Source organism: Arthrobacter sp. V1I9 (assembly GCF_030817075.1).
GTDB lineage: Bacteria > Actinomycetota > Actinomycetes > Actinomycetales > Micrococcaceae > Arthrobacter.
Genome location: NZ_JAUSYU010000001.1, coordinates 2,853,741 through 2,869,310, shown reverse-complemented (window position 1 = coordinate 2,869,310; position 15,570 = coordinate 2,853,741). Strand labels below are relative to the sequence as shown.

The 15,570-nt window shown below is 64.2% G+C and carries 15 protein-coding genes; 7 read left to right on the top strand and 8 right to left on the bottom strand.

The genetic code is table 11. From position 1 onward, the window contains the following. Nucleotides 1-4: 4 nt before the first annotated feature. Nucleotides 5-1,195, top strand: coding sequence for a glycosyltransferase (locus QFZ70_RS13415; protein ID WP_307096289.1), 1,191 nt, complete (start codon nt 5-7; stop codon nt 1,193-1,195). A gap of 37 nt (nt 1,196-1,232) precedes the next feature. On the opposite strand, the gene QFZ70_RS13410 is transcribed toward QFZ70_RS13415, so the two are convergent. From QFZ70_RS13410 to pxpA, 7 genes are all read right to left on the bottom strand, one after another. Then, nucleotides 1,233-2,531 (bottom strand): hemolysin family protein, encoded by a 1,299-nt coding sequence (locus QFZ70_RS13410; RefSeq protein WP_307096287.1) that lies wholly within the window; start codon nt 2,529-2,531, stop codon nt 1,233-1,235. 101 nt (nt 2,532-2,632) lie between these two features. Beyond that, entirely contained in the window at nt 2,633-3,481 is an 849-nt protein-coding gene (locus QFZ70_RS13405) for an alpha/beta fold hydrolase (RefSeq protein WP_307096285.1), read from the bottom strand. Between the two features lie 110 nt (nt 3,482-3,591). Beyond that, on the bottom strand, nt 3,592-4,590 hold the full coding sequence (locus tag QFZ70_RS13400) for a biotin-dependent carboxyltransferase family protein (RefSeq protein ID WP_307096283.1): 999 nt from the start codon (nt 4,588-4,590) through the stop codon (nt 3,592-3,594). Further along, complete coding sequence (locus tag QFZ70_RS13395) at nt 4,580-5,485, bottom strand: allophanate hydrolase subunit 1 (protein ID WP_307096281.1); 906 nt, start codon at nt 5,483-5,485, stop codon at nt 4,580-4,582. The genes QFZ70_RS13400 and QFZ70_RS13395 overlap by 11 nt, the downstream gene beginning before the upstream one ends. Next, nucleotides 5,482-6,831, bottom strand: coding sequence for an acetyl/propionyl/methylcrotonyl-CoA carboxylase subunit alpha (locus QFZ70_RS13390; RefSeq protein ID WP_307096279.1), 1,350 nt, complete (start codon nt 6,829-6,831; stop codon nt 5,482-5,484). The genes QFZ70_RS13395 and QFZ70_RS13390 overlap by 4 nt, the downstream gene beginning before the upstream one ends. A 9-nt stretch (nt 6,832-6,840) precedes the next feature. Continuing rightward, entirely contained in the window at nt 6,841-7,080 is a 240-nt protein-coding gene (locus QFZ70_RS13385) for an acetyl-CoA carboxylase (RefSeq protein ID WP_307096277.1), read from the bottom strand. Nucleotides 7,081-7,093: 13 nt separating this feature from the next. Then, entirely contained in the window at nt 7,094-7,858 is a 765-nt protein-coding gene (gene pxpA / locus QFZ70_RS13380) for a 5-oxoprolinase subunit PxpA (RefSeq protein WP_307096275.1), read from the bottom strand. A gap of 99 nt (nt 7,859-7,957) precedes the next feature. On the opposite strand from pxpA, the gene QFZ70_RS13375 reads away from it, so the two are divergent. Beyond that, nucleotides 7,958-9,403, top strand: coding sequence for a PucR family transcriptional regulator (locus QFZ70_RS13375; protein ID WP_307096274.1), 1,446 nt, complete (start codon nt 7,958-7,960; stop codon nt 9,401-9,403). Here the strand turns inward: QFZ70_RS13375 and QFZ70_RS13370 are convergent. After that, entirely contained in the window at nt 9,400-10,455 is a 1,056-nt protein-coding gene (locus tag QFZ70_RS13370; RefSeq protein WP_307096272.1) for a LacI family DNA-binding transcriptional regulator, read from the bottom strand. The two genes, QFZ70_RS13375 and QFZ70_RS13370, sit on opposite strands and share 4 nt — an antisense overlap. Before the next feature lie 261 nt (nt 10,456-10,716). On the opposite strand from QFZ70_RS13370, the gene QFZ70_RS13365 reads away from it, so the two are divergent. Genes QFZ70_RS13365 through QFZ70_RS13345 form a run of 5 tightly spaced genes read left to right on the top strand, consistent with a single transcriptional unit; the run spans nt 10,717 to nt 15,555 of the window. Next, nucleotides 10,717-11,736, top strand: a complete 1,020-nt coding sequence (locus QFZ70_RS13365; protein WP_307096270.1) for an asparaginase — start codon at nt 10,717-10,719, stop codon at nt 11,734-11,736. A gap of 44 nt (nt 11,737-11,780) precedes the next feature. Beyond that, nucleotides 11,781-12,671: a polysaccharide deacetylase gene (locus QFZ70_RS13360; RefSeq protein WP_307096267.1), complete on the top strand. Its 891-nt coding sequence runs from the start codon at nt 11,781-11,783 to the stop codon at nt 12,669-12,671. Further along, nucleotides 12,668-14,059, top strand: coding sequence for an MFS transporter (locus tag QFZ70_RS13355; protein ID WP_307096265.1), 1,392 nt, complete (start codon nt 12,668-12,670; stop codon nt 14,057-14,059). Before QFZ70_RS13360 ends, QFZ70_RS13355 begins: the two co-directional genes overlap by 4 nt. Beyond that, nucleotides 14,046-14,813 carry an SDR family NAD(P)-dependent oxidoreductase gene (locus QFZ70_RS13350; protein WP_307096263.1) on the top strand — a complete coding sequence of 256 codons (768 nt, stop codon included), beginning with the start codon at nt 14,046-14,048 and terminating at the stop codon, nt 14,811-14,813. The genes QFZ70_RS13355 and QFZ70_RS13350 overlap by 14 nt, the downstream gene beginning before the upstream one ends. 7 nt (nt 14,814-14,820) lie before the next feature. Then, complete coding sequence (locus QFZ70_RS13345; protein WP_373461591.1) at nt 14,821-15,555, top strand: SDR family NAD(P)-dependent oxidoreductase; 735 nt, start codon at nt 14,821-14,823, stop codon at nt 15,553-15,555. The last annotated feature ends 15 nt before the right edge of the window (nt 15,556-15,570 follow it).

The following is a 15,570-nucleotide window of genomic DNA, read 5'->3' as shown; positions in this document are numbered from 1 at the left end:
CGTCATGAAGATCCTGCTGCTGACCGCGGGGACACGCGGCGACGTCGAGCCCTTTCTGGCACTGGCACGGGCCGGCAAGGAAAGGGGGCACCAGATCCAGATCGCCATTCCGGACAACTCCGGGGCGGACATAGCGAACCTGGACACCGTCAGCCTGCGCATGGATTTCGCGCAGCTCATCGGCGACCAGGGGGTGTCACCGCGGGCCGCGGCCAAATCATTCCGAACCGTGATGCGGCCTGCGATGGGCCGGATGCTGCTCGCCGCTGTGGAGCACGTTGTGGCCTTCTCGCCAAATGTTGTGGTGTATCACCCGAAGGTTTTCAGTGCGCCGATTGCTGCCGAGACCCTTGGGGTTCCGGCCGTTATCGTCGAGACCGTTCCACTCACCCCCACACGGGAGTTCGCCGCACCGTTCACGAGTATGGCGAGCCTGGGTCCGCTGAACCGTGCAACTTACGGTGTGGCTAAGGCCGGTCCCTTGATGTTCAGGAAAGAGTTAAAGACAGCGCTGAAGATGCTGCCTGCCGGACGCAAATCAAGGGCTGGAACACGCTTCTCAATGGTCCCCGTTAGTCCCCACCTCTTGCCGCGCCCATCGGACTGGCCCGAAACAACCCACCTCACAGGCCACTGGGCCGCCAGGCCCACGGCAGCGGACATGGACGACGAGCTAAAAGACTTCATGGACGCCGGCGACTTTGTGTATGCGGGCTTCGGTTCCATGAAGGCCGGCGACGCCAGGGAACGGGGCGAGACAGTTATCGAGGCAGCGCGCAGGAACGGACTGAACATCCTGGTGGCAGGGGGGTGGGGAGGAATGGACGTTCGTCATGAGAGCGGGGCCGACGTGCTGGCCAGGGACTCCGTGCCCCACCACCTTGTCCTGCCACGGGCTGCGGCCGCCATCCACCATGGCGGGGCGGGGACGGTCCATGCTGTCGCGAGGGCAGGTATTCCATCCGTGGTGGTGCCTTTCATCGCCGACCAGCCGTTCTGGGGCAACCTCCTGCACCGCCAAGGCTTGGCACCGAAGCCCATGCCGTACAGGAGGCTCACCAAGGACCGGCTCACCGCTGCCCTCGCCGAGTCAGCGGGATGCCGGGACCGGGCCGCGCAGGTTGGCGAGCGCTTGCGGAAAGAGGACGGGACCGCCGTCGCGCTTGATGTCCTGGAGAACCTGGCCGGGTCATGATCGCTCACCGTTTTGGAAACGAGCATGACCAGCGGGATCAGGAGTGTGGTTGCCCGTCCTTCGGCGTCACCCGGATGCGGGCGATCCGCAGCCGGTCCATGGCAGTAACCGTCAGGGTGTGGCCGTCCGCCTCCACGCTGTCCCCCGTCCGGGGAAGCCTGCCCAGCCGGTCAATGACGAACCCGGCCACCGTCTCGTAGTGCCCCTCCGGCAGTTCGATGCCGGACGCCGACGCAAACTCCTGAAGGATGAGCGCGCCGGCGACGTCGATTGAACCGTCGCCTTTGGTGACGCGGTCCTCGGGGTCCTCGCCGGCGTCGTACTCGTCGTAAATTTCCCCGACCAGCTCTTCCACCAAGTCCTCCAGAGTGACGATGCCGTCCGTGCCGCCGTATTCGTCCACCACCAACGCGATGTGCTGGCCCAGCCTGCGCATACGCTGCAGTGAAGGCAGCACCTTGTTGGTGCCCGGCAGCGGGAGGATCTCCCGGGCGATATCGCGGACCTGTCCGTCGTCGTGCTTCCCGTCCCGCGGCACGAGGTCACGGACGTGGATGAAGCCAAGGACGTCGTCGGGCGTTTTGTCGATCACGGGATAACGCGAAAACGGACCGTCCCTGACCATGCTGAACGCCTCGGCGATGCTGAGGTTGCCGTTGATGAACGTTACGTCGGTTCGCGGGCGCATGACTTCCTGCAGGGAGCGCTCCCCGGCGCCGAAGACGTCCGAGAGGATGCTGCGGCTCTCTTCTTCCAGCATGTCGCTTTCGGCCACCATGTCCCAGAGTTCTTCCGAGCTGACGCTCTCCTGCTTTGCGTTCGGGTCGCCGCCGAAGAGCCTCACGACGGCGTCCGTTGAGACTGACAGCAGCCAGACGGCGGGACGCATGATTTCGGAGAGGACGCCCAGGGGAGGGGCGAGGACCTTGGTGAAGCCGACGGCGCTCTGCATGGCAAGCCGTTTGGGCACCAGTTCCCCGAGCACTAGGGAGAGGTAGGCCACCAGCAAGGTCATGCCGATGAAGGAGACGGGTTCCGCGGCGGCGCCGAAGCCGATGCCTGCGAGGAGGGGTTCGACGTCGGGCGCGATGGTGGAGGCGCCGTAGGCTGCGGAGAAGAAGCCGGAGAGCGTGACGCCGATCTGGACGGTGGAAAGGAACCGGTTGGGGTTGCCCGCCAGCGCTGCGATCCGGGCGCCGCGTTTCCCTGACTTCTCCATCCGGCGCACCTGGCTCTCGCGGAGGGAAACCAGCGCCATTTCCGTGCCGGCAAACACCCCGCCCAGCAGCACAAAAAAGAGGACCAACAGAAAATTCAGCAGGGTGTCGCCGTCCATGGACTGACACTACCGAATGATGGTGCGGGAGGCGGAGGTAGGACGGCGGGCTACTCGGCCACGGCGGGCGGTCGAGGATAGGCCTTGGCCCTCGAACTCTGTCATGTGGTGCCCTCCAGGGATTCCTGCAGCAACTTCGCAAAGTCGAAAGCGTGGGTTTCCGGGTACCAGTGCCCGGCATTCACGTTCGTCACCTTAAGCTTCGGCACCCACTCCTCCAGACCGTCAACCAGAGCCGGGCTAAGGAACGGGTCCTTGACCGGGACCACCACATGGACAGGAATCGATATCCGCGACGGTGGTTGACGTCCGGCGTGGAGATTTGCCCGGTAGAGAGCAAGCCCCCGCACGGGGTTGTTGCCCACCGGGCGGCCGGCAGCCCTCTCGTAGATGCCGGTGAAGACAAGGCGCCAAAGTGCTTCCGGCAACACCGGAATTTGGAAGACGGCAACGTAATGGCTGCGCAGGAGCTGCCCCACCAGCTGTGCCCAACCGCGCGGGTGGCTCCGCCGTTGACGCAGCCAGCAGGAAAAATGCCCCAGATCCGGGCCGGACACACTGGTGAAGCGGCTGATTCTTCCGGCGGCACGAGGGTCCTGGACAGCTGCCCATCCCTGGATGGACCCCCAGTCGTGGCCCACGAGGTGAGCTGAAGAGGCCTGCGTTGCGGCCAGGACTGCATACAAGTCATCCACCAGGACCTGCAGCACAAAGCTCCCCGGCTTGCCCGTTGTAAATGAGGACCCCGCATTGCGGGTGTCATAAGCAATCACGTGGCAAGTCTCCGCCAGTTCACGAATGAGCGGGAGGTACACGCGGTGATCATCCGGGTAGCCGTGGACCAGGAGCAGGCTAGGGGTATCCGGTGACGGGTCCGGGCCGTATTCGAAGACTGCCAGGTCCGCCCCCTGGGAAGGGACCGTTCGCCGCCTTTCCTTCCACCTGTCCATCGGCACAGCCTAAGCTATCCGGAGTAAGCCCGGGAGTTAATAGGCCGCAGCGCAGGAATCAGTATGGAGCAGACCGGTCCGGGTCCGTGCTGCCGCGGCGCACGAAAAGATCACCTAAGATTCAACGGGCTTGCGCCTACCGCTGCCCATGCCTTGCCCTTGAGCTCAGCAAGTTCCCTGCGGGCCGCGAGGGCCTCCGCTTGGCTGACGGCCACAAACTTCGTTGCTGTCCCGGGGGCCGCTCTGGCCACCAGGTCCATATCGGCACTGATGACAGTGCCCACCATCGCGTAGCCCCCACCAGAGACTGCATCACGGTGCAGGATGATGGGCTGGGTCCCGCCGGGAATCTGGATTGACCCCACGGCGTACCCTGCGTCCACAATGTTGGAGGGGTCCGACCCGGCGCCGAAGGGCTGTTCCCGTTCTTTCCATTTAACCCCCGGGCCGGAGTAGCGCAGCCCCATCCGGTCAGCCACCGGGGTCACTTTCCATTCCTCGTTGAGCAGATTCTCCCGTCCCTCGTCCGTGAGCCGGTGATCGTACAAACCCAGGACAATGCGGACTTCCTGCTCCTTTGTGTACACGGGCCGGAATTCCTCAGGAATGGTTTGTGCCGACGGCAGCTTTCCATTGTTGAGAGGTGCGCCCACGGGAACGACGTCGCCCGCCTCGAGCTTGCGGCCCTTGAATCCACCGATCCCCCCGAGCCCGTACGTAGACCGGCTTCCCAGTACCTCCGGGACGTCGATGCCGCCTTGGACGGCGATGTAATAGCGTGTGCCGCCTTTGATGACACCGAACGAGAGTTCATCGCCGGCCCTGAGGCTCAGCCGGGTCCATTCGGGCCGTGACTCCCCATTGACCTTCACCTCCACAGGGGCCCCCGTGATGGCGATGGCCACATCGTTGTCGGTGGTCAGCACGGGGCCGAGGTATGTGCACTCCAGGACAGCTTCCCGTGCTGTGTTTCCCACCAGGGCGTTTCCGAGTTCAGCAGAGTATTGGTCCAGGGACCCGCTTTGCGGGATACCCACGTTGTAGTGGCCCGTGCGCCCCTGGTCCTGGACGGTGGTGGCCAGGCCGGGGTTCGCAATTTCAAATGCCATTGAGGGCCTCCATGAGTTCACGGTTGTAGGCTTCGGGGTCGGCCAGTGCCTTGGACAGCTCGAAGGTCACGGGCGCCTGCCGGTAGCGGAAGGTCCCGGCGGAAATTTCTGCCTGGATTGCGTTGTATTCGGCCTCGTTGACGGGCTTGAATTTGACGATGTCTCCCGGGCGGAAGAACACCATAAAATCAGCGAAGTCTTCCAGGGATTGGGCAGGATCAAAGATGGGGGCGGCGGCCACGCCGAACATCTGGTATCCGCCGGCGCCGCGGACGGAATAGATGCAGCCGAAGCATCCTCCGTGCCCCACTGTAAGTTTGGGTGTGTCGGTCCGCGGGCTGAGGTATTTGGGTACCTCCAGCTGCTTGTCCCGGTCCACCAGTTGGAACAGGAACGGAAGCCCGGCCACGAAGCCAACCATGGAAACCAGCCATGGCTGCTCGTGGTGCCGCTGGATGAACTCCGCTGCGTCCTTGAGGTGGTTGACTTTGGCGGCGTAGTCGATGTCGCTGCCGTCGGGCTCCTGGTGGAAGCCTTCCCGGAACCGCTGCGCCACTTCGGCGGTGAACGGGTCCTCGTACCAGACCGGCACTTCAATGATCCTGGTTTCCAGGGCCCGCTCCTGATGGTTCATCAGGTCGCGCTCGATGTCACGCACAGCCGTTTCCAGTTGTTCCGGAGGCAGGACGTCAGGATCGAACCGCACCAGCAGGGAGGCGTTGGCGGGGCAGATGTCCACGATCCCCGAGAGCTGGGCCTCGGAGAGCCTGCCCGCGATGGACATTACTTTGAAATTCGCGGGCAGGCTCATGGCCTCGGAGACTTCCACGAACAGGAATTCGTCCCCGCCCCAGGTGTAGCGCGCACCGGGGAGGACGGCCGCTTCGCTGGTCATTTTGCCCCTAACAGGTCGGGTGTGGTTTCGATGAACTTGGAGTGGTGGTTGACGTCGGCGAATTCAGGCCGTGCCAGGAGCGCCATATGGACGGGAACGGTGGTTTTAACGCCTTCGATCTGTGTTTGTTCCAAAGCCGTCAGCGTGGCCGCGATGGCGGCATCCCGGTCGGGGGCGTGGACGATCAGCTTGGCCAGGAGGGAGTCGTAGTACGGGCTCACAACGGAGCCACTTTCCACTCCGCTGTCCACCCGTACTCCATTACCTGATGGCCACGCCAGCGACTGGATGACGCCCGGGCTGGGAAAGAAGTGCTGACTGGGGTCTTCCGCATTGATGCGGCATTCAATGGCATGGCCGGTAAAGCGCACATCGTCCTGGGAAATGGACATGGATCCGGTGATGGCTATGAGTAGCTGCTCACGGACCAGGTCCACGCCGGTGATCTCCTCGGTGATGGGGTGCTCCACCTGGATGCGCGTGTTCATTTCGATGAACGCCGCCTCGTGGTTGACGGGGTCGTACAGGAACTCCACCGTGCCCGCACCGTGGTAGCCGCATTCGCGGGCAAGAGCCACGGACGACTCCCGAATGGTGGTTCGGACGGCCTCCGGAAGGTCGGGAGCCGGTGCTTCCTCCAACACTTTCTGGGAACGCCGCTGCATTGAACAGTCGCGGTCACCAAGATGGATAAAGTTGGTCCCGTCACCAAGGACCTGCACTTCAACGTGGCGGGCATGCTCCACGAAACGTTCCAGGTACACAGTGGAGTCACCGAAGACAGCAGCGGCTTCGCCCCGGGCCATCTCGATGGTCGCCAGGAGCTCGCTTTCGTCGTGCACGAAGCGGATGCCCCTGCCGCCGCCTCCGGCGGAAGCCTTCACCACCAAGGGGTACCCGGTGCCGCGGGCAATTTCCACGGCGTCTGCTTGGGGGTCCAAAGGGCCATCTGATCCCCGGAGCACGGGGACGCCGGCCTTGGCTGCCGATTCCCGTGCCAGGGATTTGTTGCCCATCATGGCGATGGTGTCCGCATTCGGGCCCACCCAGGTAAGGCCGGCGTCTGCCACCTTCCGGGCGAAGTCGGCATTTTCCGAGAGGAAACCGTAGCCCGGGTGCACAGCGTCGCACCCTTGCTCCTTCGCGGCGGCGACCAGGGCATCCTGGTTGAGGTAGCTGGCGGCTGCCTGGGCGGGGCCGACCACCACGTAGTGGTCGGCCGATCGGGCAGCGAGTGATTCCGCATCGGGCTCGCTGACCCCCAGGACGGTTTCAATGCCCATCTGGCGGGCGGTCCGGGCGATCCGCACGGCGATCTCGCCACGGTTGGCGATGAACAGTTTCATGGGCAGCCTTTATCCTTCCCTGATGACCACAATGGAGTCGCCGGGGTTGACCATGTCGCCCTCGTTGACTTTGAAGGATTCAAGGGTTCCGGCGACGTCGGATTGGATCTCGGTGAACTGCTTCATGATTTCCACAATGCCGATGGTCTGGCCGACTTCGATGGTGTCGCCTTCATTGGCGAAGGGGGGTTTGCCCGGTCCGGGCTTGCGGTAGAAGACTCCGGGAAGGGGTGAAACGATCGTGGCCATGTGGTGCTCGCTTTCAGGAGTGGGTGGGTCGGGGTGAGTTGAGTGCCTTGCGAACGGCGGAGGCAACGGCGACGGCATTGGGAGCATCGGAATGGACGCAGATGCTTTGGAACGTGATGTTCAGGGGAGTGCCGTCGACGGCGGGCACGGGCTCGCCTGCCACCGCCCGGCTGACACGTTCTGCGGCGGCTCCAGGGTCTGTGGGCGCGGGCCGCCGCTGGATGAGGAGTTCGCCGGCCGGGCCGTAGTTGAGGTCAACGTACAGTTCCGCAACGAAGTCCACACCCAGGGCACGGCATACGGATTCGTGGGCAGTGCCTGCCAGTCCGTAGAACGGAACACCAAACTGCTTTGCTGTTCCGGCCGCCGCCTGCATCAGGTCTTCGTCTCCGGCGAGCATGCCGTACAGGGCGCCGTGGGGCTTGATGTGGTTAAGGGATAGCCCGTTCTTCGCCAGGAAGGCGGTCAAGGCTCCCGTCTGGTACAGGATGATCGACTCAACCTCCTCGGCGGTGAGGACCATTCGGCGGCGCCCGAACCCCATGGGATCAGGCAGCCCGGGATGGGCCCCGACGGCCACGCCGTGTTCAGCGGCAAGGGCTACGGTCCGGTTCATGACATCCGGGTCCCCGGCGTGGTAGCCGCAGGCGACGTTGGCGACGTCGATAATTTCCATCAGGGCAACGTCGTTGCCGAACTCGTGCAATCCGAATCCTTCGCCCAGGTCCGAATTCAGGAGCACCTTGGCAGCCGTGGTTTCCGTCACATTAGTCTGCATGCAGGCAACGGTACAGAGGCGATGACCCGGCGGGAATTGGGCAGATCGCCGAATCTGACGAGGCGGATTATGATGCTTGCACTAGCAGGAGGTGTTCTTATGCGTGTTGCCGATCTTGTGGCAGATCCTGCGTTGAACATCCGCCTTGCCGCGGCCGGCAGTCCGGGGCGCCTTGCCCGCCCCATCGCCTGGTGCGCGCCCACCGAGCATATGGACCCCACGCCCTTCCTCAGTGTCAACGCGCTGCTGTTGACCAACGGGATGGGCCTGAACGTCAAGGACTACCGGATCTGGGATGCCTACGTGGAGCGCCTGATGTCCGTTCCCGTGTCGGGGCTGGTTTTCGGGTTGGGCGCAGCGCACCGCGATCTGCCTGCAGGACTGGTGCAGGCCTGTGAAGCCCATGGCCTGCCGTTACTTGAACTGCCTCCGGAGGTGCCGTTTGTCCTGGTGATGAGGCATGCGGACCAGCTCATCGCGTCCGAACGGTATGCCGAGTTGCGTGCCGGGTGGGAGCTCGCGGATGAGTGCACCAGGCTGGCAGCCGGCGGTCATTCGCTTGCGCAGGTATTGGAGCGGGTAGCCACGGCCGTCAGGGCGCGGGTGGCCGTCCTTGACCACAACGGCTTTGAACTCATTTCCGCAGGAACAGCTGGGGGCGGAACGGCCCGGACCACCCTGAGCCTGCCCAGTGGCGGAATCCTCCGGTTCAAGCTCGCCATCGAGGGAATCAAGAGCAGCGTGGTGCTGCAGCCTCTGCTGGGGCCGGTAGCGGCGGTCATTGCCATGCAGCTGAGCTACACCCTTGGCTCCCGGTCGCCCCTGCATTCACGGGAGGCCGCGCGCTTCATGGAGGCGCTCTACGAGGCCCGGGGAACTCCCGCGACGGCCCTTGAGCGCTACGCCGCGGAGGCCGGGTTCGAACCCGAGGGGGAGTGGGGTGCAGTGCTGATCGGCGGCGCGGGGGACGTTGCGCCGGTCAAGCTGAGGACAATCGCCTGGCGGGTGCGGGTGGGCCTGCAGGGTGAGTTCAGGACCGTGCGGTTCATGGAAGAGGCCAGCCTCACCACGCTGCTTGTGCAGCGCGGCGAGCCGGGTATTGAACTGATGGAAGCCGTCCGGAAGTCCTTCCGGGACGCACCGGAGCTCTCCGCCGTCGTCTCTGAGTGCGGGAGCCTGGGCGAACTGCCGCTGGTGTTGCAGCTGGCCCGCCGCCGGGTCGGGGAGCCCGGTCTCCATCAGGCGCCTGTCGCAGACCTGGCCGGCGTGGTGGAGGGCCTGCCCGGGCCGGGGCTGGTGGCGATGTCCCGGCGGCTTTTGGCCCCGTTGATGTCCGACGGCGGTACGGCCTTGCGCGCAACGCTTGAGGTGTACCTGCGCTACAGCGGGAATACCGGCGAGACCTGCAAAGAGCTCTTCATTCACCGCAACACCCTCACGTACAGGCTGCGCAAGATCGAGGAGCTTTTGCGGCTTGACCTCAATGATGGTGAAGTCCGCGCCACCTGCCTGCTGGCGTTGAAGATCATGGCCGCCGGGACCTAGGTGGCAGCCACTTCCGCCGTCACCCTGGCGGCGCTGCTTTCCCGCACGTACAGCGTAGGTGTCAGCCGTGCAGGTTTGGGTTGGTCGCCCTTGAGCACACGTTGGATAAGCTGCACTGCCGTACGTCCTATCTCCGCCATCGGGGAGTGGACCGAGGTCAACTGAATGGGAAGTTCGGCCGCCAGGGAGGTGTCGTTGTACCCCACCACGGCAACATCCTGTCCCACAGTGAGGCCGTGGGATCGTAAGGCTCCCATCGCACCAATGGCTGCAAAATCGTTGACGGCGAACAGGGCGGTGGGCCGCGGCTTGCCGCTGGCGAGAATCTTCTCGGCGGCCTCCCGGCCGCCGGCCGTATCGAATGTGGACCACACCACGTCGTCGGCGGAGATGATACCGCCCAGGGAACGCCAGCGGTCCAGGAACCCGGCGGTCCGGTCGACGGCGGTGCTTGCGTACGGCTCGCCGGCAATCACCGCTACCTGCCGGTGGCCCATCTCCCACAGGTGTTCGGCCACCAGCTCGCCGCCCACCACGTCGTCGCAGGTGGCGGAAGGGTAGCCCGGCACCCTGCGGTTCATCAGCACGAACGGGACCTTCCGGTCCGTCAGTTCCTGCAGGAGGCTGCCGTCAAGGCGGGCGTCGCCAATAATCAGGCCATCCACCCGGCGCGCCAGCATGAGGTCGATCTTCCGGCGCTGTTCTTCGGGATCATCGCGTGAGTTCATCACAAACGCGGAGTACCCTACCTCGGCTGCCGCCTCATCGATTCCCTCATACATAATGGCCAGGACCAGGTCCGAGAGGCGGGGGACGATAACGCCAAGCAGCTTGGTCCGCCGGGTCCGCAGGCTCGCGGCCTGGGGGTCGGGGGAGTAGCCGAGCTTGCGCGCGAGTTCACGGACGCGCTCCGCGGTGGCAGCGGAGGCGGCTCCTTTGGCCACATCGGAACCCGAATGCAGGACCCTGGAGACGGTGGAAGGATGAATACCCAACTCCCGGGCCAAATCCTTCAGCGTGACCGTGCGGCCGCCGTCTGCCTTTTCTTCCATGTCCCTCTCCTGCCCACCGAGGTCACTGTAGCCCAGGTCTGCTCAGCCAGGCCCCACGGGCGGCCCTTGACGTGACCCGCTTCACATTCTATAGTCTTTCATCAACGCAACCCAAACGTTTGGGTAGGTGTAGATGAACGCTCTCCCGGTATCACAAACCTCTTGGTGCCGAACCCTTTTGCCCCTCAAGCGATGCCCACTTCCGCGGCAGGTTACCCAATCGATTGTGTTAGGTACCTGCAGCGAACTACCGGAGCTGAGATGACTGATACCGACTCCCATGTCGTGCTGCTGGCCACCGGCGGCACCATTTCGTCCCGTTCCTCCAGTGCCGGTGGCGCCGTCGCTTCCGATACCGGCGAACAGGTATTCAAAGCCCTCGGTGCGCGCGTCTCCCATCCCGTCCGGGTGCTGGACGTGTTCCAGAAAGGGTCCTACCTCCTGACCTTCGAAGACATGCTGAGGGTCTGCGCCGCCATCAAGGAAGTCCTCAAGGACCCCAAGGTTCTGGGTGTGGTGGTGACCCACGGGACGGACACTATGGAAGAGACCGCCTACCTGGCCGACCTGACCCATGGCGACCAGCGCCCGGTTGTCTTTACCGGCTCGCAACGCGCCGCTGACTCCGAGGCTCCCGACGGCCCGGAGAATGTCGCCCGCGCCATCGCTGTCGCGGGTTCGAACGACGCCAAGGGAAAAGGAGTAATGGTGTACTTCGCAGGTACCATTTTTCCTGCCGCCGGCGTCCGGAAAAGCCAAACTCTTCGGCTTAATGCCTTCGCGAACCCAGATTTTGGGGTGCTTGGCGAAGTATCAGCCCAAGGAGAAGTCGCAATGGCGGGCTGTGGCGGCAGGCTTGAAGCGCTGCCCTTGCCCCCGCCGGGCGACGACTCCCCACGGGTGGACCTCGTTGCCGCTTACCCCGGCGCCGACTCCACCCTGATGCACGCCGCCCTTGAAGCGGGAGCCGCCGGCATTGTCCTGCAAGGCACCGGAAGCGGCAATGCCAACGCCAGCCTCTGTTCCGCGGTGGCCGCCGCGGTGGCATCGGGCGTCGTGGTGGTCACCAGCACCCGCGTGGACTCCGGTCCCGTGGTCCCGATTTACGGGGCCGGAGGAGGCGGTGAGGACCTCCGCGCGGCCGGGGCCATCGGATCCAGTCACCTGCGGCCGTCACAGTCGCTGATTCTGCTCAATCTCCTGCTCAGGCTCAACCCCGACCGGGAGCGGATCGCCGAAATCTTCGCCCAACGAGGGAGGCCTCCTGAACCTTCCCCTTGACACCCACGAACACACCCGGTTTTACGAATTGAAAGGAATATTCAATGGCTAAGGACATTCAAGTTGCCTTCGGCGTGGACGTCGATGCAGTGGCGGGCATGCTCGGCTCCTATGGAGGCGAGGACTCTCCGTGTGACATCTCCAGGGGACTGTTCAGCGGTGAAGTCGGGGGACCCCGGCTTATCCGGTTGTTTGAAAAGTACAACCTTCCGGCAACCTGGTTCGTGCCGGGCCACTCGATTGAGACCTTCCCCGAACTCACGCAGATGATCGTGGATGCCGGACACGAGATCGGCGTCCACGGGTACTCTCACGAAAACCCCATCGCCATGACCCGGGAACAAGAAACGGCGATCCTGGACCGCTCAATCGAACTGATCGAGAAGGTTTCAGGGCGCCGGCCTACAGGCTACGTCGCACCGTGGTGGGAGTTTTCGCCCGTCACCAACGAGATCCTGCTTGAACGGGGCATCAAGTACGACCACTCCCTGATGCACCGCGATTTCGAACCCTACTACGTCCGTGTGGGCGACTCGTGGAAGAAGATCGACTACACCAAGGACGCCGAAACATGGATGGAGCCGCTGGTGCGCGGGCAGGAAACGGACCTGGTGGAGATTCCGGCCAACTGGTACCTCGACGATCTCCCTCCCATGATGTTCATCAAGGCGGCGCCAAACTCCCACGGCTTTGTCAGCCCCCGCGACATCGAGGAGATGTGGCGGGACCAGTTCGACTGGGTCTACCGCGAGATGGACCAGGCCGTCTTCACCATGACCATCCACCCGGACGTCTCCGGCCGTCCGCAGGTGCTGCTCATGCTCGAACGGCTCATCGAACACATCAACACGCACGAGGGCGTTAGCTGGCTGACCTTCGACCAGATCGCCGACTCCTTCCTTGCCCGCAGCCCCCGAAAGGAAAGTACCCCATGACTACCCAGCAGTCCGACGTCGACCTGTCTCAGCCGGGACCGAATGAAAAGCGCCGGTTCCCGGTCTTTTCCAAGCGGAACACCACCACCGCTACCGTCCTTGCCCTGCTTGCCTGGACGATCGCGGTCTTTGATTACGGCCTATTCGGCACCCTGTTGCCGGCCATGCAGGAGGAGTTCGGCTGGACGGCCCCTGAAGCCTACGCGATCAACACCTGGATCGCCGTCGGCACAGCCATCGTCTGCTTCGGCATCGGCCCTCTCATTGACCGGCTGGGGCGGCGCAAAGGCATGATGGTCACCGTAGGCGGAACCGCCGTCGTCTCCGGCCTGACGGCACTGATCCCCACCGGCATTCCGATCCTGAGCAACGCCCTGCTCGTCATTGTCCGATCCTTCGGAGGCCTCGGATTCTCGGAACAGGCCGTGAACGCCACCTACATGAACGAGGTCTACCAGGTCACCGAGGTCCCGGACAAGCGCAAGCGGCCCGGCTTCCACTACTCCTTCATCCAGGGCGGCTGGCCGTTGGGCTTCCTGCTTGCCAGCGCACTCGCCCTGGTACTGCTCCCTGCCCTCGGCTGGCGGGCGCTGTACCTTGTTGCAACGGTTCCGGCCGCGGTCATCGTCTGGGTTATCGCCAAGAAGCTCAAGGAAACGCCCCAGTTCGAGCTTCACCACAAGCTGACTGAGCTTGAAAAGAGCGGCAAATCAGCGGAAGCCCACGCCCTCGCGCACTCCTATGGCGTCGAGCACTCCTCAGCTGCCCCGCTGAAGCGCATCTGGGAACCGCACCTGGCCCGCAACACGGTTGTTTTCTCGCTCGCCTGGATCTTCAATTTCTTCGGCATCATGATCTTCAGCGTCCTGGGCACCTCCGTACTAAAAAATGCCAAGGGCGTGGAGCTCTCGGATGCTTTCTGGATGCTGATCATCATCAACCTGCTGGCCTACTTCGGATACGTCTTCCATGGCTGGATCGGCGACAAGATTGGCCGCAAACGAACCATCATCGGCGGCTGGATCCTCTCCGGCATTTCCTTTGCGATCATGCTCAGCCCCGTAGCAACCTCCCCGTTCATGATCATCCTCACCTACGGCGCCGGCCTGTTCTTCCTCGTCGGACCCTACGCCGCGATCCAGTACTTTATGGCCGAGTGCTACCCCGTGAGCTGCCGCGCTACCGGCACCGCCTTCATCGGCGCCATGAGCCAGCCCGGCACCATCCTCGGTGGCGCGCTGTTCACGGCAGCGGCAGCCAGCGCGGGAACCGGCGCTGCAGCCCTGTGGGTCGGCGCGGCCGGAACGCTGTTCTCCGGGCTCCTGATGATCGCCGCCAAGCCCCCCGCTGAAGCCCTCCTGGAGGATCACCCCCATGACGTCCCCTAACAGAGTTGCCATTATTACCGGTGCCGCCAGCGGCATTGGCCGCGCCCTCGCCGTCCATTACGCCCGCCGGGGGGTGGTGTCCGTAATCGGCACCTTCCCCGGCGACCCCCACGACCCCGACGAAACCCTCCGTCTGGTCAAGGAAGCCAAGGGCGAGGCGGTGATCCACGAGGTGGACGTGCGTACCACTGAGTCGGTGGATGCCCTGGCCCAGCGGGCCGTGGATGAGTACGGCCGGTTGGACTACGCCATCGCCAACGCGGGGATCCTCCGCAATTCCCCGTTAGGGGAGATGACGGACGAGCGCTGGCACGACATGCTCAACGTGGACCTCACCGGCGTGCTGCGCACGTTGCGTGCCGGCGCGGAGAGAATGACCGACGGCGGCGCGCTGGTTGCGGTCTCGTCCATCGCGGGCGGCGTGTACGGGTGGGAAGAACACGCCCACTATGCCGCCGCCAAGGCAGGGGTCCTGGGCCTGGTCCGCAGCGTGGCCGTGGAGCTCGGACCGCGGCAGATCCGCGCGAACGCCGTGATCCCCGGCCTTATTGAGACTCCGCAGTCCCTGGACCCGGTGAATTCGCTGGGCCCCGAGGGGCTGCAGCGGGCCGGGAAAGACATCCCCTGGGGCCGCGTGGGCAAACCGGAGGAAGTGGCCAGCGTGATCGGGTTCCTCACCTCCGAGGAGTCCCTTTACATCACCGGGCAGGCGCTGGTGGTTGACGGCGGCCTCACCGTGAAGATGCGCGCCTGAAACGGGAATGGATACCGTGAACACATCAGACAATGCCCGGAGTTCGGGCCCAGGCCGCGCCGTAGTTGTAACCGGCGGTTCCAGCGGCATCGGCAAGGCAATTGCCGAGGCCTTCGCCGCGAACGGGGACAGGGTAGTCGTACTGGACCGGGCCTCAGGGGACGGCACCGTCCGCGTGGACGTGGCGGATGAAGCCAGCGTCCGGGCCGCCTTCGCCGAAGCCCGGGACAGGCTTGGCCAGGTTGACGTCCTCGTGAACAGTGCCGGCCTGCTGACGGAATCTCCGCTGGAGGACATGTCCCTGGCCATGTGGAACGAGACCCTCACGGTGGACCTGACCGGTGTGTTCCTGTGCTGCCGGGAGGTGGTGGGGGAGATGCGGCAGCGGAAGTGGGGCCGCATCATCAACATCGCCTCCCAGCTGGCCATCAAGGGCGGCGTGGGGCTGACCCATTACAGTGCTGCCAAAGCCGGCGTGGTGGGCCTTTCCAAGGCCCTGGCCCTGGAAACGGCGGCGGACAATGTCCTGGTCAACTGCATCGCGCCCGGCCCCATTGAGACACCATTGGTGGAGGGCATCTCGGAAAGCTGGAAAGCTGCCAAACGTGCCGAACTTCCGCTCCGGCGCTTCGGGACTCCGGCAGAAGTGGCGCCGGCCGCGGTGCTGCTGGCGAGCGACCCCGGCGGAAACCTCTTCGTGGGACAGACGCTGGGGCCCAACTCCGGCGATGTCATGCCGTAAGGAAGGAGCGACATG

Coding starts and splice junctions, on each gene's coding strand:
- QFZ70_RS13365 (WP_307096270.1), top strand. CDS start 10,717: ATGACTGATACCGACTCCCATGTCGTGCTGCTGGCCACCGGCGGCACC.
- QFZ70_RS13400 (WP_307096283.1), bottom strand. CDS start 4,590: ATGGCATTTGAAATTGCGAACCCCGGCCTGGCCACCACCGTCCAGGAC.
- QFZ70_RS13385 (WP_307096277.1), bottom strand. CDS start 7,080: ATGGCCACGATCGTTTCACCCCTTCCCGGAGTCTTCTACCGCAAGCCC.
- pxpA (WP_307096275.1), bottom strand. CDS start 7,858: ATGCAGACTAATGTGACGGAAACCACGGCTGCCAAGGTGCTCCTGAAT.
- QFZ70_RS13355 (WP_307096265.1), top strand. CDS start 12,668: ATGACTACCCAGCAGTCCGACGTCGACCTGTCTCAGCCGGGACCGAAT.
- QFZ70_RS13395 (WP_307096281.1), bottom strand. CDS start 5,485: ATGACCAGCGAAGCGGCCGTCCTCCCCGGTGCGCGCTACACCTGGGGC.
- QFZ70_RS13345 (WP_373461591.1), top strand. CDS start 14,821: ATGGATACCGTGAACACATCAGACAATGCCCGGAGTTCGGGCCCAGGC.
- QFZ70_RS13360 (WP_307096267.1), top strand. CDS start 11,781: ATGGCTAAGGACATTCAAGTTGCCTTCGGCGTGGACGTCGATGCAGTG.
- QFZ70_RS13370 (WP_307096272.1), bottom strand. CDS start 10,455: ATGGAAGAAAAGGCAGACGGCGGCCGCACGGTCACGCTGAAGGATTTG.
- QFZ70_RS13350 (WP_307096263.1), top strand. CDS start 14,046: ATGACGTCCCCTAACAGAGTTGCCATTATTACCGGTGCCGCCAGCGGC.
- QFZ70_RS13390 (WP_307096279.1), bottom strand. CDS start 6,831: ATGAAACTGTTCATCGCCAACCGTGGCGAGATCGCCGTGCGGATCGCC.
- QFZ70_RS13410 (WP_307096287.1), bottom strand. CDS start 2,531: ATGGACGGCGACACCCTGCTGAATTTTCTGTTGGTCCTCTTTTTTGTG.
- QFZ70_RS13375 (WP_307096274.1), top strand. CDS start 7,958: ATGCGTGTTGCCGATCTTGTGGCAGATCCTGCGTTGAACATCCGCCTT.
- QFZ70_RS13415 (WP_307096289.1), top strand. CDS start 5: ATGAAGATCCTGCTGCTGACCGCGGGGACACGCGGCGACGTCGAGCCC.
- QFZ70_RS13405 (WP_307096285.1), bottom strand. CDS start 3,481: ATGGACAGGTGGAAGGAAAGGCGGCGAACGGTCCCTTCCCAGGGGGCG.